This is a genomic window from Micromonospora sp. D93, assembly GCF_018070365.1.
Lineage (GTDB): Bacteria > Actinomycetota > Actinomycetes > Mycobacteriales > Micromonosporaceae > Micromonospora > Micromonospora ureilytica.
Genome location: NZ_JAGPXW010000008.1, coordinates 21048 through 40737, shown reverse-complemented (window position 1 = coordinate 40737; position 19690 = coordinate 21048). Strand labels below are relative to the sequence as shown.

General features: G+C 69.0%; 24 protein-coding genes and 1 pseudogene. 11 read left to right on the top strand and 14 right to left on the bottom strand.

The window, feature by feature from the left end:
• Positions 1–7: 7 nt before the first annotated feature.
• The 3 genes from KBX71_RS12130 to KBX71_RS12120 are packed head-to-tail and all read right to left on the bottom strand — an operon-like array spanning position 8 to position 3200.
• Complete coding sequence (locus tag KBX71_RS12130; RefSeq protein WP_210818031.1) at positions 8–1747, bottom strand: multicopper oxidase family protein; 1740 nt, start codon at positions 1745–1747, stop codon at positions 8–10.
• Positions 1744–2196: a DUF6220 domain-containing protein gene (locus tag KBX71_RS12125; RefSeq protein WP_210818030.1), complete on the bottom strand. Its 453-nt coding sequence runs from the start codon at positions 2194–2196 to the stop codon at positions 1744–1746. The genes KBX71_RS12130 and KBX71_RS12125 overlap by 4 nt, the downstream gene beginning before the upstream one ends.
• A gap of 11 nt (positions 2197–2207) precedes the next feature.
• Complete coding sequence (locus tag KBX71_RS12120; RefSeq protein ID WP_210818029.1) at positions 2208–3200, bottom strand: carboxymuconolactone decarboxylase family protein; 993 nt, start codon at positions 3198–3200, stop codon at positions 2208–2210.
• A gap of 144 nt (positions 3201–3344) precedes the next feature.
• Here KBX71_RS12120 and KBX71_RS12115 point away from each other — a divergent pair, with 144 nt between their 5' ends.
• The 3 genes from KBX71_RS12115 to KBX71_RS12105 all read left to right on the top strand — a co-directional run bounded on the left by KBX71_RS12115 (position 3345) and on the right by KBX71_RS12105 (position 5954).
• Entirely contained in the window at positions 3345–4475 is a 1131-nt protein-coding gene (locus tag KBX71_RS12115) for a sensor histidine kinase (RefSeq protein WP_247683357.1), read from the top strand.
• Positions 4472–5134: a response regulator transcription factor gene (locus KBX71_RS12110; protein ID WP_210818027.1), complete on the top strand. Its 663-nt coding sequence runs from the start codon at positions 4472–4474 to the stop codon at positions 5132–5134. Before KBX71_RS12115 ends, KBX71_RS12110 begins: the two co-directional genes overlap by 4 nt.
• 106 nt (positions 5135–5240) lie before the next feature.
• On the top strand, positions 5241–5954 hold the full coding sequence (locus KBX71_RS12105) for a hypothetical protein (RefSeq protein WP_124821113.1): 714 nt from the start codon (positions 5241–5243) through the stop codon (positions 5952–5954).
• A 12-nt stretch (positions 5955–5966) separates the two neighbouring features.
• Here the strand turns inward: KBX71_RS12105 and KBX71_RS12100 are convergent, their stop codons facing one another.
• On the bottom strand, positions 5967–6734 hold the full coding sequence (locus tag KBX71_RS12100; protein WP_210818026.1) for a trans-aconitate 2-methyltransferase: 768 nt from the start codon (positions 6732–6734) through the stop codon (positions 5967–5969).
• Between KBX71_RS12100 and KBX71_RS34820 the strand changes: the two are divergent.
• Both KBX71_RS34820 and KBX71_RS33665 read left to right on the top strand, forming a co-directional pair.
• Positions 6733–7155, top strand: a pseudogene (locus tag KBX71_RS34820) (recombinase family protein); the annotation flags it as partial. The gene KBX71_RS12100 and the pseudogene KBX71_RS34820 overlap by 2 nt on opposite strands.
• A 47-nt stretch (positions 7156–7202) precedes the next feature.
• Positions 7203–7475 carry a hypothetical protein gene (locus tag KBX71_RS33665; protein ID WP_247683356.1) on the top strand — a complete coding sequence of 91 codons (273 nt, stop codon included), beginning with the start codon at positions 7203–7205 and terminating at the stop codon, positions 7473–7475.
• An 833-nt stretch (positions 7476–8308) separates the two neighbouring features.
• Here KBX71_RS33665 and KBX71_RS12090 read toward each other — a convergent pair.
• Positions 8309–8854 (bottom strand): hypothetical protein, encoded by a 546-nt coding sequence (locus KBX71_RS12090; protein ID WP_210818024.1) that lies wholly within the window; start codon positions 8852–8854, stop codon positions 8309–8311.
• Positions 8855–8913: 59 nt separating this feature from the next.
• Here KBX71_RS12090 and KBX71_RS12085 point away from each other — a divergent pair, with 59 nt between their 5' ends.
• From KBX71_RS12085 to KBX71_RS12080, 3 genes are all read left to right on the top strand, one after another.
• Entirely contained in the window at positions 8914–9519 is a 606-nt protein-coding gene (locus KBX71_RS12085) for a hypothetical protein (protein ID WP_210818023.1), read from the top strand.
• Between the two features lie 116 nt (positions 9520–9635).
• A complete protein-coding gene (locus KBX71_RS34260) occupies positions 9636–9767 on the top strand; it encodes a hypothetical protein (protein ID WP_256442019.1) in 132 nt (43 codons plus the stop codon).
• Between the two features lie 82 nt (positions 9768–9849).
• Positions 9850–10110, top strand: coding sequence for a hypothetical protein (locus KBX71_RS12080; protein ID WP_210818022.1), 261 nt, complete (start codon positions 9850–9852; stop codon positions 10108–10110).
• Positions 10111–10137: 27 nt separating this feature from the next.
• On the opposite strand, the gene KBX71_RS12075 is transcribed toward KBX71_RS12080, so the two are convergent.
• Together KBX71_RS12075 and KBX71_RS12070 are read right to left on the bottom strand one after the other, a co-directional pair.
• Entirely contained in the window at positions 10138–10404 is a 267-nt protein-coding gene (locus tag KBX71_RS12075; protein WP_307847050.1) for a hypothetical protein, read from the bottom strand.
• Entirely contained in the window at positions 10401–10619 is a 219-nt protein-coding gene (locus KBX71_RS12070) for a hypothetical protein (protein ID WP_210818020.1), read from the bottom strand. Before KBX71_RS12070 ends, KBX71_RS12075 begins: the two co-directional genes overlap by 4 nt.
• A gap of 263 nt (positions 10620–10882) precedes the next feature.
• Here KBX71_RS12070 and KBX71_RS12065 point away from each other — a divergent pair, with 263 nt between their 5' ends.
• The gene (locus tag KBX71_RS12065) at positions 10883–11098 is read left to right on the top strand and encodes an AlpA family transcriptional regulator (protein ID WP_247683355.1); all 216 of its coding nucleotides are present in this window, start codon (positions 10883–10885) and stop codon (positions 11096–11098) included.
• A gap of 33 nt (positions 11099–11131) precedes the next feature.
• Here KBX71_RS12065 and KBX71_RS12060 read toward each other — a convergent pair whose 3' ends face one another.
• From KBX71_RS12060 to KBX71_RS12050, 3 genes are all read right to left on the bottom strand, one after another.
• Positions 11132–11404 (bottom strand): hypothetical protein, encoded by a 273-nt coding sequence (locus KBX71_RS12060; protein WP_210818019.1) that lies wholly within the window; start codon positions 11402–11404, stop codon positions 11132–11134.
• 403 nt (positions 11405–11807) lie between these two features.
• Positions 11808–12257 carry a hypothetical protein gene (locus tag KBX71_RS12055; RefSeq protein ID WP_210818018.1) on the bottom strand — a complete coding sequence of 150 codons (450 nt, stop codon included), beginning with the start codon at positions 12255–12257 and terminating at the stop codon, positions 11808–11810.
• 265 nt (positions 12258–12522) lie between these two features.
• A complete protein-coding gene (locus KBX71_RS12050) occupies positions 12523–12747 on the bottom strand; it encodes a hypothetical protein (RefSeq protein WP_210818017.1) in 225 nt (74 codons plus the stop codon).
• Between the two features lie 399 nt (positions 12748–13146).
• Here KBX71_RS12050 and KBX71_RS12045 point away from each other — a divergent pair, with 399 nt between their 5' ends.
• Both KBX71_RS12045 and KBX71_RS12040 read left to right on the top strand, forming a co-directional pair.
• Positions 13147–13473 carry a hypothetical protein gene (locus tag KBX71_RS12045; protein ID WP_210818016.1) on the top strand — a complete coding sequence of 109 codons (327 nt, stop codon included), beginning with the start codon at positions 13147–13149 and terminating at the stop codon, positions 13471–13473.
• Positions 13474–13942: 469 nt separating this feature from the next.
• Complete coding sequence (locus KBX71_RS12040) at positions 13943–15469, top strand: gluconokinase (RefSeq protein WP_210818015.1); 1527 nt, start codon at positions 13943–13945, stop codon at positions 15467–15469.
• Here the strand turns inward: KBX71_RS12040 and KBX71_RS12035 are convergent.
• The 4 genes from KBX71_RS12035 to KBX71_RS12020 are packed head-to-tail and all read right to left on the bottom strand — an operon-like array spanning position 15447 to position 19556.
• Positions 15447–16337, bottom strand: coding sequence for an ABC transporter permease (locus KBX71_RS12035; protein ID WP_124821110.1), 891 nt, complete (start codon positions 16335–16337; stop codon positions 15447–15449). The genes KBX71_RS12040 and KBX71_RS12035 overlap by 23 nt on opposite strands.
• Positions 16337–17230 (bottom strand): ABC transporter permease, encoded by an 894-nt coding sequence (locus KBX71_RS12030; protein WP_307847049.1) that lies wholly within the window; start codon positions 17228–17230, stop codon positions 16337–16339. Before KBX71_RS12030 ends, KBX71_RS12035 begins: the two co-directional genes overlap by 1 nt.
• Positions 17227–18339, bottom strand: coding sequence for an ABC transporter ATP-binding protein (locus KBX71_RS12025; RefSeq protein WP_210818014.1), 1113 nt, complete (start codon positions 18337–18339; stop codon positions 17227–17229). The genes KBX71_RS12030 and KBX71_RS12025 overlap by 4 nt, the downstream gene beginning before the upstream one ends.
• Positions 18336–19556, bottom strand: coding sequence for an ABC transporter substrate-binding protein (locus tag KBX71_RS12020; protein ID WP_210818013.1), 1221 nt, complete (start codon positions 19554–19556; stop codon positions 18336–18338). Before KBX71_RS12020 ends, KBX71_RS12025 begins: the two co-directional genes overlap by 4 nt.
• Positions 19557–19690: the final 134 nt, after the last annotated feature.

Below are 19690 nucleotides of genomic sequence, written 5' to 3'. Positions count from 1 at the left end.
AGGACGATCAGGAGTACATGAGATGCAGCGTCATCCCGGCATCGGCGTGCGTCAGATTGTGGCAGTGGTTGGCCCACATTCCCGGGTTGTCGGCCCGGAACGCCACCTCCCACACCTCGCCCGGACGGACGTCGAACGAGTCCAGCCACAGCGGGCCTCCGCTCGCCGGCTTCCCGTCGCGGGCCAGCACCAGGACGTGGTGGCCGTGCAGGTGCCACGGGTGCACGATCTGCGACCGGTTGACGATCGTGAACCGCACGACGTCACCCAGGCGTACGACCTGCGGTGGGATGTCCGGGTCCGCCGCGCCGTTGACGGTGTGGGCGTACCTCGGCAGGAATGTGCGCAGGTCGAGGCCACGGTCGAGGACGAGGGTGAACGTCTTGTCGAACCGGGACCACGGCTCCGGAGCGGTCGCGCCGTAAGCGAGCGGATCGAGCACCGGCCAGGCGCCGGTCGCCGTCGACACCGGGCCGGTCGAGTAGACCGCCCGGCCGTCGACGAACAGCGCCACCGGGGTCGCCGGCGCGTCGAAGACCAGGTCGTAGCGGCCCCCGGCCGGGATCAGCACGGCGGTGTCCACCAGCGGCGTCGGGCCCCGCAGGTCGACGCCGTCGATCGCGGCCACCCGGAACGCGGTCCCGGCCAGGGCGTACCGGTGCGTCGTGCTGTCGGTGTTGATCAGTCGTAGCCGCACCGGCACGCCGGCCTCGACCTTCTCCACTCTCAGCGCGGGCAACTGACGGCCCGCCAGGGTGTGCGCCGGCACCGTGACGTCGAGGCCGGTCACCGGCCCCGGTCGCACCACCAGCACACCGTAGAGACCCATCCGCACGCCGACATCCGAGGCCGAGTGCGTGTGGTACCAGTACGTGCCGGCCTGATCGGCGCGGAACCGATAGACGAACTCCTGCCCGGGCCGCACCGCCGCCTGCGTCACCCCGGGCACCCCGTCCTGATCGTTCGGCACGTCGTACCCGTGCCAGTGCAGCGTGACGCCGCGCCCGATGTCCCGGTTGCGCAGCGTCACCTCCAGGACGTCGCCGACGGTGGCGGTCAGCTCCGGCCCGGGTACCTGCCCGTTGAACGCCCACGCGTCGACGTCCCGGCCGCCCGCGTCCACGGTGGCGGTGCCGGCGGTCAGGGTGAACCGCCGGGTGGGTTCGTCGGCGATCCGGGTCGCCGGAGAACCATGATCATGCGGTACGGCGGGCGCGGCGCCCGGGGCGACGGTCAGCCCGGTTCCGGTCACCAGCGCCCCGACCGCCACCCCGAGGGCCACCCGGGACGCCGTCCGGGACGGGCGCGCGCCGAGAGCACGCGCCGAGATCACCGTCGCCGTCACGATCCCGGCGACCGCGAGCAGCCCCGCCCCGGCCGACGCCGGATAGCCGTGCAGGATCGTCACGAGCAGGGCGCCGCTCGTGGCGTACCCGGCGAAGAGCAGCGGAACCGCGACGGCCCGGATGTCACCCGGGACCCGCAGCAACCGCGGACCTGCGACGCCCACCGCCGCCAGCGACAGGGGGCCGGCGATGAGGACCTTCTCCGCGGCGAACCACCAGCCGGCGCGGGCGAGCGCGGTGATCGTGACCGCGCGTGCGAGCGTGAGGAGCAGCGCGACGGCCGCCAGCGCCAGCGCCAGCGGACGCCGCCGGACGGCGGACGCCGCGCCGGCACCCAGCCAGCCGGCGGCCGCGAGGACCGCGATCACGAGGTCGGCCACGAGCAGCGACCCGGTGGTCATGCCGGCTCCCCTTCCCGGGTGACCAGCCGAGCCGCGCTGGCCGGCACCGGGACGGCCAACTGTCGCGCCCCCCGAAGGACGCCGACCACGACGTGGACCGCGATGATTCCGTTGAGCGCGTGCAACCCACCGATGGTCAGGCCGAGCGGGGTGCTGACACCCGACGCGTCAGTGAACGCCTCGGCGAGCATGGCGATGAGTGGTTGGAGGACGACGAGGCCGATCGGCAGGATCGCCAGCCCGATGAGCCTTCCCGGCGCCTTCGCCAGCGCGGCGAACAGGGCGGTGAGCACTGTGAGGACCGGGATGACCGCCATGCCGTTGACGCTGTGCAGCGCGTACGCGTCGTCGCCGGTGGGTCTCGTGAACCCGCCAACGGCCGCGAAGACGAACTGCAGGGCGAACGCGGCGAGCGACAGGACGCTGACGATGACGAATGCCTTGCGCATGGGGTTACCTCCTAGAGGCGCGCCGAGGCGAGAGCCCTGGCGACATGGTCGGTGGCCGTGATCGCCCCGAACGCGACCAACCGCACGAGGTCGGCGTCGGCCGGATGGGAGAGCCGCCAGAGAGCGACGTCGCCCTGACTGATCGCGCCGGGCGCGAACGCCGCCAGCAACGCGATCCGCGTTGCGATGCGGTCCCGCCCCGGCACATCCCGGACCAGGTCGACGGCCCAGTCCGCCGGCCGGGCCGGGAACCGGCCGTCCTCCCAGCGCACGGTGGCCGTGACGGTCTGGCGCGCCACGTCGCCCAGCAGGTCCCCACCCCGGGTGGCGGCGTTCCGCAACGCCGCGTAGGCGACGCCCACCGGGCTGTCCCCCGCCCACGCCGGAGGTGACGCCGTCGCGTCGGCGTCGAGGAGCGGGAGGCTTCGGCCGGGCTCCTTCGGCTCCCGGGCCGCCTTGGCGTAGAGCCGGCCCCCGACCGAGCGCACCAGCGGGGACCGTTGCAGGCCGCCGGGGAGCAGATCGCTGTCGAGCAACGCCGAAACGACCCGGTTGATGAAGTGGAAGGCGAGCAGGGTGCCGGTGATCTCCGGGCGGTACGGGCTGGTCCAGTCGGCGGCTCCGGGGCTACGGCTCGTCTGCGCCCACCCGACGAGCTGGGCGTGCCTCGACTCGGGCGGTGTCTCGCCCCGGGCGACGGCCTCGGCCAGCCTCGGCGCGCCCAGCGCGTGCAGCAACAGCACGTGGGCATCGACGCAGAACTGACAGCGGTTGGTCCGGGACACCGCGGCCGCGACCAGTTCGCGGTCGACCCGGGGCGCGTCCCCGGCCAGCAGCGCCTCCCGCATCAGTGCCCAGGTGGCGGCCAGCACGTCCGGCACGGCGGAGAGCGCCTGGAAGGTCGGCAACGGCCCGAGAAAGTCGTCGCGCAACTGTTGGTAGACCGCCGCGGTGCGGCCGGTGGCCGCCCTCGTCGGTGTGGGGATGAAGAAGCGGTATGTCATGGGCTCGATGCTCGTGGCGGCGGGCCGGGAAAGCGTCGTGCCGCCGCAGACACTTGCCCCGCCGCTCCTACCGCGTCCGTGGTACGCCGCAGGTACCACGCGCGCGGGATGCTCCACCGACGACGGCCGTTCTACAGTGCGACCATGCGCCGTGACCTCCCGTACGCCCTCGGCGGTCTCGCCCTCGGCGTCCTCCTGCTCGGCAACGCCGCGCTCACCCCGGACGCCGCGACGGTCGAGGTGCTCGACGTCGCCCTGGTCCTCGCCACGGTGGTGGCCCTGGCGGCGTGCCGGCGTCACCCGGTGGTGGCGCTCGGCGTGGTCACCGTCGCCATGCTGGCCGTTCACGTCCGGGTGCACCCCGGGGTGTCCGCCGCGTTCCCCGTCCTCTGCGCGGTCTACGTCAGCGCCTGGCAGGGGCACCGGTCGGTCGCCGCCGTGGCCAGCCTCGCCTTCCTCGGTGGCTTCCTGGCCCACGACATCTCGTTGGCGCCGGCCGGCCGACCAGGCCAGCTGGTCGCCGAGCGGACGGCCCTGCTGCTCGGCTGGTTCGTGGCGGCCAACGTCGCCGGGCTCGTCACGCGGCAGCGCCAGGCGTACCTGGAGCAGGTCGAACAGCGGGCGATCGAGGCCGAACGCACCCGCGAGGAGATGGCGTTGCGGCGCGCCGGGGAGGAGCGCCTGCGCATCGCCCGGGACCTGCACGACTCCCTGACCCACAGCATCTCGGTGATCAAGGTGCAGGCGGGGATCGCCGTGCACCTGGCCCGCAAACACGGCGAGGAACCGTCGACCACAATGCTGGCGATCCAGGAGGCCAGCGGCGCCGCGATGCGGGAACTCCGCACGACCCTCGACGTCCTCCGCGCGCCCACCGACGGCGATCGGGTCGGGCTGGCCCGGGTGGACGAGCTGGCCGAGCGGACCCGGGCGGTCGGCGTACCGGTGCAGGTGACCGTCACCGGCCAGCGCGGGGAGCTGCCCGACGAGGTCGACCAGGCCGGGTACCGGGTCATCCAGGAGGCCCTCACCAACGTGGCCCGCCACGCCGGCCCCGCGACCGCGCACATCCAGGTGGAGTACGCCCCGGCCGGGCTGACCGTCGCGGTCACCGACGACGGTCAGGCGTCGCCGGCCGATCCGCTGACCCCGGGCGTGGGCCTACGCGGCATGCGGGAGCGGGTCAGCGCACTGGGCGGCACCCTGCGGACCGCCGCGCACGACGACCACGGGTTCACCGTACGGGCCACCTTCCCGCTGCGGGAGCCGCGATGATCCGGGTGCTGATCGCCGACGACCAGGCGCTGATGCGAGCCGGCTTCCGGGCACTGCTCGACGCCGAGGACCACCTGGAGGTCGTCGGCGAGGCGACCGACGGCACCTCGGCCGTCCACCTGGCACGATGTCTGCGCCCGGACGTCGTCCTGATGGACGTGCAGATGCCGGGCCTCGACGGCATCGAGGCCACCCGACGCATCGCCGCCGATCCCGACCTCGCCGCGATCCGCGTTCTCATCCTCACCAACTACGGGCTCGACTCCTATGTGTTCGCCGCCCTCCGCGCGGGCGCCAGCGGCTTCCTCCTCAAGGACGCCGACCCCGCCGACCTGCTGCACGCCGTCACCGTCGTCGCGCGCGGCGACGCGCTGCTCGCGCCGACGGTCACCCGCACACTGATCAGTGAGTTCGCTGCCGGCCCACCGCCGCCCGTGCCGACGGCCGGACGCGACGTGCTGACCGCCCGGGAGCAGGAGATCGTCGAGCTGGTCGCCCGCGGGCTGACCAACGACGAGATCGCCGCGCGCATGGTGATCAGTCCGCTGACCGCCAAGACACACGTCAACCGGGCGATGACGAAGCTGCACTGCCGCGACCGGGCCCAACTGGTCGTGTGGGCGTACGAGTCGGGGCTGATCACGCCACGTCGGCGGTGATCGCCGTCTCCGCCAGCGAAGTCGATCGCCCCCCTTCAGAACATGAGGGAGGGTCGACGCACTAGCATTGCCGCCGTCCGCGACGGCTCTGCTGAATCGAGGCGACATGCGTTGGCTCCGTCGATTGCTGGGCGGTAGGCGAGTCCAGCTCGACCCGGGACGCCAGCAGGCGCTGCTGCACGACGTCCAGTCCCGGTACGGCCCCCAGGCGCGGGTCCGGTTCACCGAGCAGGTCGACGCGCTCACCGGTTCACTCGACAGCGACGACGGCCTGGTGGTGGCGACCCGGATCGTGAGTCAGGTCGCCGACGAGGCCCACGTGGACCTTCAGGCCCAGGCCCAGGAGATCCACCGACGGACGGGCCGACGGCTGCTGGTGCACCGCCGTAACTACCGCCCGCTGTGGAAGGAGGCGGGCCCAGCCCTGCGCTGGCCGCTGTTCGCGTTGCCGTGCGGCTTCCACCCGTACGCGCAGGTGGCCGCCGCCGTCACTGTGCTCGGCAACCGGGCGCCCCGCCTCGACCGGGTGACCGACCCGAACCCGCTGGTGACCCGGGTGTTCGAAGTGCTCGACCTGACCACCGCCGGCTGGGAGTACGGCCGGGTGCGGGTGGACACCGACGCAGCCACCCTGGCCGATCGACTGATCGTCAGTGCCGGGCAGGTCCTCGCGGCCATGGACGACCCGCCGCGACTGCCGCCCGCGGTCCGGGAGCTGATGCGTCGCAACAACACAGTCGCCGTGCACGACCCGGCCAGTGCACGGGCGGTCGGTGGGATCAACCTGGGCGCGCGGATGCGCGAGGAGTTCCTGGTCTGAGCGCCTCGGGCGCTACTGCCCGGGGCGCCGACGGGCGAGATGCACGATGACGTCGGCGGAAAGCTCGACCGTCTCGGGCAGGACCTGTTCGATCTGGCTGAAGACCTGCTCCTGCGTCGAGGTCGGCAGCGCGAGATACGCCGAGATCGTCGACAGGTGCCCAACGTAGTCGCGCGCGCTCATCGTCAGCCGCCGCTCGATCACGGTCTGCCGCACGTCGGTGAACCACTCGGAGCGTTGGAGTTCCGTGCCGGGCCACTGCATGGCCTGTTCCGGGGGCGTGCCGTCGGGAGACGGGATCTCGTCGCTCTCCAGGAAGGGCGCCCGGGCGGCGCGGACAGCGTCCGCCACCGCCGGGTCGGCCAGTTGGGTTGGTCCGCCGAACGAGGCGAACACGCCTCCTGGTTCCAGCAGCGCGGCCATCCGCGACCATCGGCCCTGCGGTGTCGTCCAGTGCAGTGCCGCCGCCGCGTACACCAGGTGGTAGGTCGCTTCCGGCCGCAGGCCCTCGAATGCTGCCCGCACGGTCTCGACGCCTGCTGGCACGTGCTTGCGCAGCTCGGCGAGCATGGCCCCGTCCGGATCGGTCGCGGTGACAGTGACGCCCGCTCCGGCGAACAGCCGGGTCGCCTTGCCCGTTCCGGCGCCGATCTCCAGTGCCGTTCGAATCGGCCGATCCGCGTAGCTCAGGACCAGGTCGACAAGCTCGGCGGGGTAGCCCGGTCGGTACCGTTCGTACTGTTCCGCCACCATTCCGAAGCTCAGTGCGCGAGCAGGCATGTCGACAATCCTGTCACCACTCGCGTCGCTGGTGCCCCATCTTCCGCGCGAACGGTCGGCTACGCGTCGCCGTGACGTCGCATTGCGCGATACTGGGCACCCCCGATCCGGTCCCTGGATGACGCCCCGACCCGCAGCGAAGTACCGGCGGATCAGCGACGACCGCGAGGGTCGTGAGCTGGGCATCGGCCGACAAGACGAGGACCTAGATGCGTTAGCCGAGCGAGAGAACCTGGTGTATGTCGCGAGCTACGTCGACAACGACATCAGCGCGAGCACCAAGTCAAAGAAGCGCGGAGCCGACTACGAGCGGATGGTGGCTGCTGCCAAGGCCGGTGAGTTCGAGGTCATCGCGGCGTACACCAGCGGTCGTCTAACCCGTAAGCCCCGCGAGAACGAAGACCTGATCGAACTGGGGCAGCACTATGGGATCTCAAGTGGTCACAGGGGCGACGCATCGCACCCACCATGGCCGCTCAGGACGTCGGCGAAGCGGAAGAGATCTCCGAGCGAGTCGAGCGGGACGTCAAGCGACAGGCTTGGGCTGGCGAGTTCCACGGCGGGCTACTGCCATTCGGCATTGATGGTGAGCGCCAGATCGTCAAGGGCAAGCTGCGGTATGTCAGGTTCTGGCACCACACCACCGACGCGCCACGGGTGACCGATGCCGTCCGCCGGGTGCTGGCTGGTGAGTCGCTGTACGGGATCGCCAAGGACTTCGGGATGTCGCGCGGACGTTGAAGCGTGCCCTGATGAACCCGCCATCGCGGGCCTACGGGAGTACAACGGCGAGCTACACCCCACGCCCTGGGAGAAGATCGTTGACCCCGACGACTGGCGGCGTGTGGTCGAGATCCTGAACGACCCGGAGCGGTGTAAGAAGGAATTCAACCAGCGGAAGTACAGGCTGTCGGGTCTGGTCACCTGCAAGAACACGCGGCCGGATGGGTCGATCTGCGGTACCCGGATGACCTCCAGCAGCGCCCTCCGCATCGAAGGTCCGACCTTCGAGTGCGGCAAAGACAGGGGTGGCTGTGGGGGTACGCGCATCGTCATGCGGGCGCTTGAGGACTACGTCACCGAGCAGGTGTTCGTTCGACTCGACCCCCCGCGCTGCGTAAGGCGATTGCAGCGCAGGAGCGCGGCGACGACCCCACGGCCGAGCTGCGTAAGAACATCCTCGATGACGAACGGAAGTTAAAGGATCTTGGCTACGAGAAGGACGACGGGCTGATCTCCGACCAGGAGTACCGCAACCGCCGTGGTCGCCTGGTCGAGCGGATCGAGGCCAACACCCAAGCCCGTGACGCTGCCCTCCGGGCACAGAAGCGAACCAACTTGCCGAGCGGTACCGAGCTGCGCAAGGTGTGGAACGAGCGTGACGACGTGTGGAAGCGGGCGTCGGTCATCGAACGCATCGAGGTTGGCCCTCAGCCGACCAACCCCGAGACGGGCCGGTTGTTCACCAGCGCACCACCGAGGCGAAGTGGTGAGACGGAAGAAGCCTGGCGGCAACGGTTCGACCTCCACCGCGCGAGGGTGTTCTCCCAGCGAGTGTCAGCGATCTGGCTGGTCTAGGGGTAGGAACCTGAGGTGGACTTACCCCGCAGAATTCTCTTGGGGCCAGCCGTTCCCTCTCGAACCCACGATAGGCCGTTGGCATCCGTGAAGATGATGACGGGTATCAGGAAGGTCGGGTCGCCAAGCTTCGGGCGACTCAGTGGAGGCTTGAGCGTCACGCCCATGTCGGCCTGCGTAACAACGACTGAACGGACTTCTGTGGTTCGATAAAGCTTGTCGTCCCTACGGTCCCTTACGGCGAGAAACACATTCAAGATCGGGGACGGACTGACGTTGCGGATTCGATACTCGACGTAGGTGAGATCTCCAACCAGATAGCCGTTCACATCAACGCCTGTGGTGCTCATGGTGAGATATTCAGCCACGACCAGCCGCGCCAATGCGGCCTCGTTGTCGCGCTGCTCCTCGCGGCGCACGCGGATCTCGTGACGGAACAACAGACCCGTAAAGATCACGGCGAAGGTGGACATCACCAGGCCAGCCAGGCTCCCCCACGCCTGCATCCAGTCGGTGATCTTTGGAGCCTCAGCAGCAAGCACCCGGCCAGGGTAGGACCTCGATGCGACAGCTTGCTCGTCGACGACTTACGATCCCTGCCGTGGGATGGCTTGAAGCAACGGTCAAGATCGTGACAGCCCTGGCGTGGCCCATCGTGGCCTTGGCCGCAGTGGTGCTCTTACGGAAGCAGATTGCGCAAATGATCACGCGGCTGACCAGGCTGACCGGGCCAGCCGGGATTGAAGCCGAGTTCAGCGAGGAGGTAAGCGCAACGAGTGAACTAGCCGAAGCCGCCGCGCCCGAGACGCCGAACGAACTTCCGGCTGCGGTGCCGTCTGGTCAGACCACTCTTGTCCCCAAGCCCTCACTTGCGGATCTAGTTGAGGAAGCCTCGAAGCATCCCCTCGGTGGCATGATTCGGGCATGGAACTTGGTTGAGGCGGTAATTCCCGCGTTCGTCCAGCCCGGGCGGCGCAAGCACCCGCACCCGAATCCACGAGTTCTAGAAGAGTCTGAGTTGGTACCCGATGAGCTCTTCGCCTTGGCTAGCCGGCTCTGGGAGTTGCGGAACCGCGTCGTTCACGGCACCGAAGTACCGAGCATCAAGGACGCAAACGAGTACGTGCTCTCCGCGTGGCGTCTGGCAGCCGCGCTGAGCCGGCTGGTGCCGGACGACAGGGCCCCACAGGTACAACCTCCCAGTTAGGTCCCACCAGTTGGAGGCCGAGTCTCAGACCAGATGGGAAGGGTATTAGGACTGGTCAGGAGTCCTCTTATGTTGGCTTCGCTCCACTACGGAGCGTCACCACCGAGGAGGACACCATGACCGAACCGACCAAGCCCTTTGCCACGACCGCGAAGGCCACCGAGGCTGCCACCCGCAAGGCCCCGACCAAGAAGGCTGCGCCGGCCAAGCCCGAGTTCGCGCCGAAGGTCGGCGAAACAACCGCCTGAACCACGCGGAGTGTGGACGCCCCCGCGACCTCTAGGGCCGGGCGGCCTGCCGGGCCAACCACGCCAAGGCTGCCGAGGCCAAGTGACCACTCAACCCGACCTGCTCGCCGCATTCGATCGGTTCAAGGCGCAGGTTGACCGGGCGTACGAAGCGGCCAGAGATCAACTGGCAAACGGAGACTTCGTCCAGGCACGCGCGTTGCTCGCTCGCATTGGCCACACCCACACCAGGGCGGCGCTGCTGCTGGGGAAGGTGACTCCCCCGTGCATCATCTGCGCCAAGGACGAACACGACGGGACCGAGGATCACCCGATGGCCCGCACAGACACGCTCAACGATTGACCCATGCGGGGATACCGTCGATACGGCTTAGGCCCGCACGCGCGAACTGGACCGCCTCGGTTGCACACCCGCCGGGGCGGTTCGCCGTTGGATGACCACCCCGGCCCTCAGGACGTACAGCTCGCGCTTGGCCGTAGCCAACCCCTTCGCGTCGAACACGTATCCGGTGATCCACACCCAGCCGTTGTACCGGTCGGTCTCGGCGACTGACACCAACCGCAGCAACAGCGCCCGATCTCCGGCGAACTGCACCGAGCAGGCCGCCCCGATCAGCACGACGTCTCCTGGCTTCACGCCAGCCACCCGAGGAACCTGCGGTTCAAGGTGTCCGGGGAGGCCCAGGTCATGTCCTGCCGCGCTGCGGTGAGGTGCGACCCGAGGTAAGCAGCCAGCGCGACCGGCGATGCGGCGTACTCGTCCAGCAGCTCAACGCGGCGTGTGGCACAGGGCCAGGCCCGGTCGCACGTCTCGCACAGCCACAACGGGAGGACCGGTCCGTGCGCGGTCATCAGCTCTCACCTGGCCAGTGACCTCGGTTGATCGGGATCTTGTGTCTGGCCCGACACGGCAGCTCGTTCCCGCACTTGCAGACGTTCCGCCACTTGATCCACGAGCACACCGGCTTACGCCTGCGAGCGAGGGTCATGGCTACTGCCGTCAGATACTCCGCATATGGGACGCGTCGGGTCATGCGTCCACGGTCGTCCCCTCGGTCGGATTAGTCAACCGGCAATAGCCGAAAGGAAAGGGCGAGTCGCTTTACGTTCGGGCTATGGACCGAGGGCCGGGGCAGCTCATGGGGCCGTACGAGATCGCCGAGCGCCTGGGCGTCTCGCGACAGCGGTTCCAGCAGCTCGCCCGATACCCCACCTTCCCGAAGCCGTACCAGGAGCTACGGGGGACGAAGGTCTGGTTGGCCGAGGACATCGAGGCGTGGATCAAGAAGTACCGCCAGCCACGCCCGACCGAGGACGACACGCCGGACTGACCGGACACGGCGACCGCAGGCGCCCTCCGCTGATCATCGACGCTTCTTCCTTGAGAACTGCCCCGGCAGCGAGGGTTGTTCGTCTGGCTCGGGTCCATCCGCCACCTGCGGATTGAACGGGCGCAGCCCAGCGAGGCTGTCAAGGATGGCAGGCCGCTCATCTGGCTTTGTGTCACGCAACGCCATCTCGGCCAAGGCTCGGTCCCGGTCAGCCTTGATCTTGAAATGCAACAGTTTGGCACCCGCCAGCACGACGGCAGAGATGCTTGGAACGGCTACCCAGAGCCCAGGATCTTCGAGCCCCACTGCTTGCCTCTCCTCACTCCGGTCGAGTGAGGCACGCAGGGCTCAGCTCGACCAGTACGCAATGACTGGTGAAGCCGAGGTCCTGCGCCGACTGAGCAAGATCTCAGATGTTGCTTGGTGCCTTCGAGGCACCCATGTAAGGGGGCACGACTACGTCCAGGTATAGGTAACTCTGACCCGACGAACGGCCTGTCGGCTGACCACGCCAGGGCGCAGGCCGCTGCAATGAGCAGCAAGTCACCTGCGCACTCCTGATCCAGAGGAAGGCCAACAGGGGGCGCTTGCTCCAGGGGAGACGTCGATGAGTGTAGCTGAACATGCAACCCGCTCACTGGCCAACACCCCCCGTCCGTATGGATGGGAGGCGCTGGCTAGGGGTGTTCAGTTGGTCGCAGAGGCGTTGTCACCGCGCGTCGGGGGTACCGGTCACCCCCACCGTGTTCAGTACGGCTGCACTCTGATCACGCGGTTGCCGAACAGGGCGGATGGTGAGCCCGAGGGCGGATTCACGCGGTACTTGGCAGTGATGCCACATCTCGGCGTAGATCTCGTCGAGCAGGGCGGCGCACTTCGGGACGTGGGCGACGTATGGGCGCAGGGCCCGGTAGAACATCTCCAGCTCGTCCGGGTTATCCACCCGGTTCAACTGCCAGAGGACCAGCAGGATCAAGCCCCTACTTCCCGCCCGCCTGGCCCGGTCAGTCAGGATCCGGTGAAGCGCCCGGTCTTCCTTCGTCTTCGGCGTTCGGCCGGTCATGCGGATGGCCTCAACGATCATCGGCTCTAGCGGACGACGGTAGTTATTGATCCACCGCTTGGTGGCCCCGTTTTGGGGAGTTTCGGAGTTAGACATGTGGTTTGCTCCTTCTCGGATTGGTTCACCATGAGGGCTCCTGCGCAGCGGCCGTGCGGGAGCCCTCACCTTTTGCGCCAGAGGGTGCCGAGGCTGTCCAGAGCGGACGGATCTTGGATGACCGGCGGTAGACCCTGAGCACATGCGGACGGCACCGCGTCCTGAGCGGCGACCTCTTCGAACGTCTCCGGGGTCGGCCATTCACGCTGAGGCCAGCACGTGGCGACAGTCCGAGGACTGAAGTCCATCCGCCGACGAGCGACGCTCATGACCGGGCCGACTTCCACGCACAGCGCGGGGTCGGGTCGTACGGCTTGGCTAGAACATCAGCCGTGAAGAGTTCATCCAGCGGGAGGCCAAGGAGCTTCGGCAGCCGGTCGCGGACCTCGGGCATCGGTCGCGTGATCCCGCGCAAAACGTTGCGTAGATGTTCTTCAACCACGTCGATCGTGCGAGCAGCAAGCGCAATCGACCAACGCTCACGCTCCATCACGGCACGTGCGGGCTGTGGACCCCAGGATTCCTAGACACGAGGGGTGTCTCCAGATCTGTCAACGGGAATGACCAGGAGGCACGTACCGTCCTGGTCCCCGGAGAGATCTGGCGTACACGGGGGTTACGTGCGGTGAGCGGATGATCGAGTTTTAGCCCGCTGCACGTACCTACGACGAACGGAGGCGGACCGTTGGCCGCATGCCGAATGCCGTGCCCGACCAATGTACCGCGTTGTTCGTACTAGACGCCGGGCTCTGAGTTCGTCACAGAGCGTTGAGCATGCGCCCGCACCGTCGGCATACCCCAACCCGCACGGATCCGCGTCTCTGGGGCGAACTGAGGGCCTCTATGCGGGGTCGTCGCGTGCATGGCGTCGGTCGGGCACTCTAGCCTGGTGACGAACGAGGAGCAGAGTCAGCGAGGATGGCGAGAGCTGGCCCGCGATGCTGGGGTCAACGTGGTAGCGAACCTCATTGCTGCGGCGATCATTTACCTGCTTGCGGTTGCTGGCGGCTATCTCAACGCGAACCCGTGGATCATCGCCGGGATTCTGACTCCTCCCCTTATCTTGGCCGGCGTCGCGGCAATGTTGTACGCCTTGGCTCTGTTGGGGCGGTGGGGGCGGTGGCCGTGGCTTGCGCTGCCGGTAGTGCTCTTGGTGCTGGCAGGGACGGTGGTTGTCCTCATCTACCTCCACAAGTGGGCAGATCCGACGTGGTAACCAGGACGAACGTCAGCTCAAGCCACCTCGTCGTCTAGGTCGTGATCGGGGAAGCTGATCAGCAGCTCTGTCGGAGACGCGAGAGGCAAGTGTAGGAAGGACGTGGCGGACAGCCCATCGGCCGGGATGATCGGCAGGTCGGCCGGTTCTCGGCTCAGAATCACACCCACGTACTTGACCTTCCGCCTGGCCTTTAGGTGGGGCGAGGTCTTCCGGCGGCATCGCTTGCGGGCAGTGTTGGTGGACGGGTGGCTACAGTTGGCATGGTCGAGTGCCTGCACACTTCCAGCCCCGGGCCCCTCCCGCCTTTCGACAAGCCTCACCAGCTGCGTTCGTACGCGGGTGGTTGCAGGCTTCGTGCTCGGCGCGTTTCATCAGATCACCTCGGGTGTCGGTTTTCGTGCCACACGACACGACAACTGCGCGCAACCGCTTGCCGGCCCGCCGAACACCGCTCGACCATGTGCGGATGGGGCCGGAGCGTCGGGTGATCGTCGGAGTCGACGTGGGCACCAGGGCCGTGCGGGCTGTCGCGTTCGCACTGGACGGCACCGCACGACACGTCGCGACGCGGGAGTACCCACTGCTTGAGCCGATGCCCGGCTGGCAGGTGCAGGAGCCGGACGTGCTGATGGCGGCCACCCTGGCGGCGGTGTCGGCGTGTGTGGCCGGCACCGCCGGGGCGGAGGTGGTCGCCCTCGCGTTGAGTTCGGCCAGGTACGGCCTGATCGGCCTGGACGCGGCCCTGACGCCGGTGACGCCGCTGCTGACCCGGCGCGACACGCGGTCGTCGGAGGCGGCTCGTGAGTTGCGGTCGTCCGGTCAGAGCCGGGAGCTGCACCGGTTAACGGGCACACCCGTGCACCCGATGAATCCGCTCTGCAAGCTCCTGTGGTTCGCCCGCCACGAGCCGTACCTCTGCACGGCGACGCGGTGGTGGATCGGCCTCAAGGACTACGTGGTCCATCGGCTCACCGGGATGTTGGTGACCGAGTTGTCCTCGGCATCCGGCACCGGGATGTTCGACGTGCACCGTCGGCTGTGGAGTTCCGCCGTACTCGATCTCGCCGGGGTGTCCGAGAGTCAGCTGCCGCCGGTGCTGCCCACGACGGCGGTGTTGCGGTTGTCGCCGACGGCCGGGCGCGCTGTCGGCCTGCCCTCCGGCACACCGGTCGTCGTCGGCGCGGGAGACGGTCCGTTGCGCAGTCTGGGCGCGGCGGCGATCGACCCCACCGTCGGTGGCCTGACGCTCGGGGCCACCGGGGCCCTGCGGACGGTCGTCGAGGCTCCCCTCACCGACCCGGCGGAGACCTTCTCCTGCGGTGCGTTGACAGACGACGCGTGGGTTGTCGGCGGTGCGGTCAGCAACGGCGGCAACGTCGTACGGTGGGCGGGACGCGTCCTCGGTGACGACGGTGCCGCGCCCGCGCTGCTGGATCTCGCCGAGCGGATCGCACCAGGCAGCGACGGTCTCGTGATGCTGCCCTACCTGCGGGCCGACGAGGCCCCGCCGCAGGGCTGCGCCCCGCCGGGCGCATTCCTGGGCCTGCGCAGCGAGCACTCGCGCGGCCACCTGGTCCGGGCGGCCGTGGAGGGCGTCTGCCTGCAACTCGCTGGTGTCCGTGACCGGCTGGCCGAGCTGACCCCGATAGACAGCGTCCGCCTGACCGGCAGCGCCTTCGGGTCTCCGCTGTGGCGCGAGGTGATGGCGGCGGTGCTGGAGTGCCCGGTCCGCGTCGCGGGTGTCGCCGACCACGTCACCCTCGGCGCGGCGGCCCTCGGGCTCTTCGCTACCGGTCACACCTCCGACCTTCAGGGGGCGGTCACCCAGCTCGATCCCGGGGTCTCCGGCGGTGAGCCCGTCGCTGTGGACCCGGCTGTCGCCGCTGCCTATCGCGGTCTGCGGACGAAACTGCCCGCTCTCATCACGGTCGCGGGTCGCCTGGGCGAGATCCTCGACGCCGGCGCCGGCCTCAGTGCTCCGGCTCGTCCTTGACCTGCGCCACCAGCTGGGTCGGGTTGACGTAGCGCAGCGCGACGACGAGCAGGACCAGCATCATCGAGGTGTAGATGACCGCCATGGCGTCGACCGACTGCTGGGCCCTGATCCCGGACGCGGACATCGAGTAGTAGAGCGCCACCACCAGGGTCTGCGAGTCCGGCCCCGCGGTCAGGAAGGTGAGCTCGAACATACCCACGGTCCGGACCAGCACGAGGATCGCGGAGGCGAGGATGCCCGGGACGAGCAGCGGCGTGAGGACCCGGAGGAACACCGTCCGCAGGCCCGCGCCGCACATGCGCGCGGCGCTCTCGATCCGCGGGTCGATCTGCTCGATGAACGGGGTCATGGTCAGGATGACGAAGGGCACCGACGGTACGAGGTTGGCGAGCACCACCCCGGACATGTGCCCGGCCAGGCCGAACTTGTAGAGGACTGTCGCCAGCGGGATGCCGTACGTGATCGGGGGCATCAGGATGGGCAGCAGGAACACGAGGAAGATCAGCCGTTTGCCCGGGAACGAGCGCCGCGCGAGGGCGTAGGCGGCCGGCACGCCGATCACCAGCGACAGGCCCACCACGAGTACGGAGACCTCCAGCGTCACGACGATGACCTGGAGGAGCGCGAACTCGTCCCAGGCGCGGGTGTACCAGCTGGTGGTGTAGCCGTCCGGGAGCCAGGTGTCGAACCAGCGCTGGCCGAACGAGCTGACCAGCACGGACGCCACGACGCCCAGCAGGTTGAGGAAGAAGAAGATGACGACGCCCCACACGATCCAGGCGGCCGGCCGCGCGGCGATGCGCCGCCGCCGGTCGGTGCTGGTGGCGGGGGGCCGCGCCGGTGGCGCCTGGGTCGTCGTTGCCATCAGCCCTTGCCTCCGGTGGAGCCGGTGTAGAAGCGGCTACGAGCGGCCAGCACCACAGCGATGATGACCAGCTCGACGAAGCCCATGATCATGGCGATCGCCGACGCGTACGGGTAGTCGTACTGCTCGTACGCCGCCTGGTAGGCGGCGAGGGAGATGACCCGGGTCTCCCCGGCCGGGTTGCCGACCAGGACCGCCGACGGGAACACGCTGAACGCCAGGACGAACGTCAGGCAGAAGGTCGTGGCGAGACCGGGCATCAGCAGCGGCAGGGTGATCCGGGTGAACCGGCGACGCCAGTCCGCGCCCAGCGTCGCGGCCGCCCGTTCCAGGGTCGGGTCGATGCCGGACAGGTACGAGAGCACCAGCAGGAACGCGAACGGAAAACCGGTGATCACCAGTGAGAAGAACACACCCCAGTAGTTGTGGGTCAGCCGCACCGGCTCGTCGACGAGGTTGCTGGCCAGCAGGATCCGGTTGAACCAGCCGGTCGGGCCGAGGAAGTTCAGCAACCCCTGTGCGGTGAGAACAGTGCCGAGCGTGATCGGCACGACCAGCAGCGTGGTGACCAGCCGCTTGCCCCGGAACCGGCCGCGCATCCGGTAGGCGATCGGCACCGCGGCGAGGACGTTCAGGAGCGCGGCGGGCAACGCGATCCGCAGGGTGATCCAGATCGTGCCCCGCTCGTAGGAGTCGGAGAAGAACCGGGCGTAGTCGCTGAACGGCCCGCCCTTCGTCGGCTGGAACGAGAGCGTCAGCCCGTAGAAGAACGGGTAGAGGAACAGTGCGACGACGAAGACCAGGGCCGGGACCAGCAACCAGAGCTGACGATCGACGCCCCGCTCGGCGAGACGGTGGCGCCAGTGCGTCAGCGGCCTCCCGGCGCCGCTCACCGCGTCGCCGCCGAGGCGTCCGCGAGGCGGTCGGGCTGCGTCGACGCGTCGGCGGGATAGACGAGCAGCCGCTGCGGGTCGACGGCGAGCTTGACCTGGTCGCCGGGTGCGATCCGCTGCTCGGTCCGCAGGTGCAGCAGCAGCCCGGTGTCGGTGCGGGCCTCGGCGGCCAACTCGCGGCCCTGGTACTCCACCACCTCGACGGTCGCCGACATGGCGTTGCGGGTCTCGCCGGGCCCGTCGACGCGGAGGTCCTCGGGGCGTACGGCGACCACGGCGTCCGCCCGGATCTGGAGGTCCCCCACCACCTCGCCGAGCAGGCGATGGCCGGACGACTCGACGGTGGCCCGGTCGCCGTCGAGCTGCTCCACCCGCCCCCGCCACAGGTTGCGGTAGCCCATGAAGTCGGCGACGTGCCAGTTCGCGGGCCGGGTGTGCAACTCGCGCGGCGAGCCGATCTGCTGCACCCTCCCCTCCCGCAGCACCACCAGCCGGTCGGCCAGGGAGAGCGCCTCCTCCTGGTCGTGGGTCACGTAGACGGTGGTGAGGCCCAGCGACTGGTGCAGCCGGCGAATCTCGGTACGCATCTCCAGGCGCAGCTTGGCGTCGAGGTTGCTCAACGGCTCGTCCATCAACACCAGGGACGGCTCGAACACGACGGCGCGGGCGATGGCGACGCGTTGCTGCTGGCCACCCGAGAGCTGACCGGGCAGCTTGTCGACGTGGTCCTCCAGTCGCACCAGCCGCACCGCCTCCTCCGTACGCCGGCGCGTCTCCTCCTTGGGCAGCCGCCGCATGCGCAGCCCGAAGGCGATGTTCGCGCGGACCGTCAGGTGCGGAAAGAGGGCGTAGCTCTGGAACACCATGCCGAAGCCGCGCCGCTCCGGTGGAAGCGTGTCGATGCGGCGTTCGTCCTGCCAGATGCTCCCCGCCGTCAACGGCAGGAGCCCGGCCAGGCAGTTCAACGCCGTCGACTTGCCGCAGCCGGAGGGGCCGAGCAGGGCGATGAACTCCCCCGCCTCGATCGTCAGGTCCAGCTCGGTGAGCGCGGCCTGGCCGCCGAACCGGCGGGACACCCCGTCCAGCCGCAGCTGGGAGAAGGCGCTCATCCCTGCTTGACCTTCCCGCCGCCGACCTCGCGGTCCCAGCGGCTGAACGCCGCCACGAGGCTCTTCGCGTCGAGCGGGACCTCGGTCGGGTTCCCGGCGATCATTGCGTCGTACTCGGGGCGGCCGAACTCCCGGATCGCGTCCTGGCTCTTCTGCGGCGCCGAGGAGAGCTGGACCTCTTTGATCGCCGGGCCCGGGTAGAAGTAACCCTCGTCGTACGCCTTCGCCTGCTGTTCGGGGGTGAGCATGAACGCCAGCAGGGCCAGCACCGCGGCCTGGGTGTCGGTCGACACGCCCTTGGGCAGGACGGCGTAGTGCGCGTCGGTGACCCAGTGGAAGCCGTCGATCGGGGTGATCCTGGCCTCCTTGGGCACCGTGCCGAGCACCCGCGGGTTGATGTCCCATCCGGTGGTGCTGACGATCAGGTGCGCGGTGCCGTTGGCGAGGTTCTTCATCGTCTCGGTGGTGCCCGACGGGTAGTAGTCGACGTACTGGCCCAACTCCTTGAGGAAGGCCCACGTCTTGTCCCAGCCCGCGGTCGGGTCCTTGGGGTTCGAGTCGCCCAGGATGTAGGGCAGACCCATCAGGAACGTCCGGCCGGGGCCGGAGTTGGCCGGCCGGGCGTACTGGAACTTCCTGGGGTTGGCCCTGGCCCAGGCGAGCAGCGCGTCCGCGCTGGTCGGGGGCGAGGCGAGGCGGGACGGCAGGTATTCGAGCAGCGGACCTGACGGGTAGTAGGTGACGGTGACGCCCGCGTTGCCGGCGAGCTTCTGCATCGCGGCGGCCGGCTCCAGGTAGTTGCTCATGCCGCCGAGGCGGTCCTGGAAGGTCGGCAACACGTCGATCCAGAGCCCCTGCTCGATCCCGGCGGCCAGGCCGTCGACGCCGGTCAGCACGAGACCGATGTCCACCCGGTCCGCACTCTGCTGGGCCTTGATCTTCCCGGCCAGCTCGGGCGCCGGCGCCTTCGAGTAGGTCACCCGGGAGATCACGTCGGGGTTCTTCGAGACGAACTCGTCGATCATCGCCTGGGTCAGCTGGAGGTTGCCCGCCACGTCGAGGACGTTGAGGGTGACGGCCTTACCGGGCCGCTGTGGCACCTCGCCGGTGCTGTCGCCAGTGGAGTCACCGGGGGCCTCGGGCGCACCACAGCCGACCGCGCCCACCAGAAGCGACGATGCCGTACCCAGGAGAGCGCCGCGCCGCGAGATACCCATGAGCCGTTCCCTCCGCCAGGTGTCATCCCCGCTGATTGAGGCAGCCGGCGCGCCGCGGCGGCAACGGGTTGCCATGTATTGCCTCGCGCGAATGGGATCGGGCCGCTGGATTGTTGCGGGGGCATTGCCGAGTA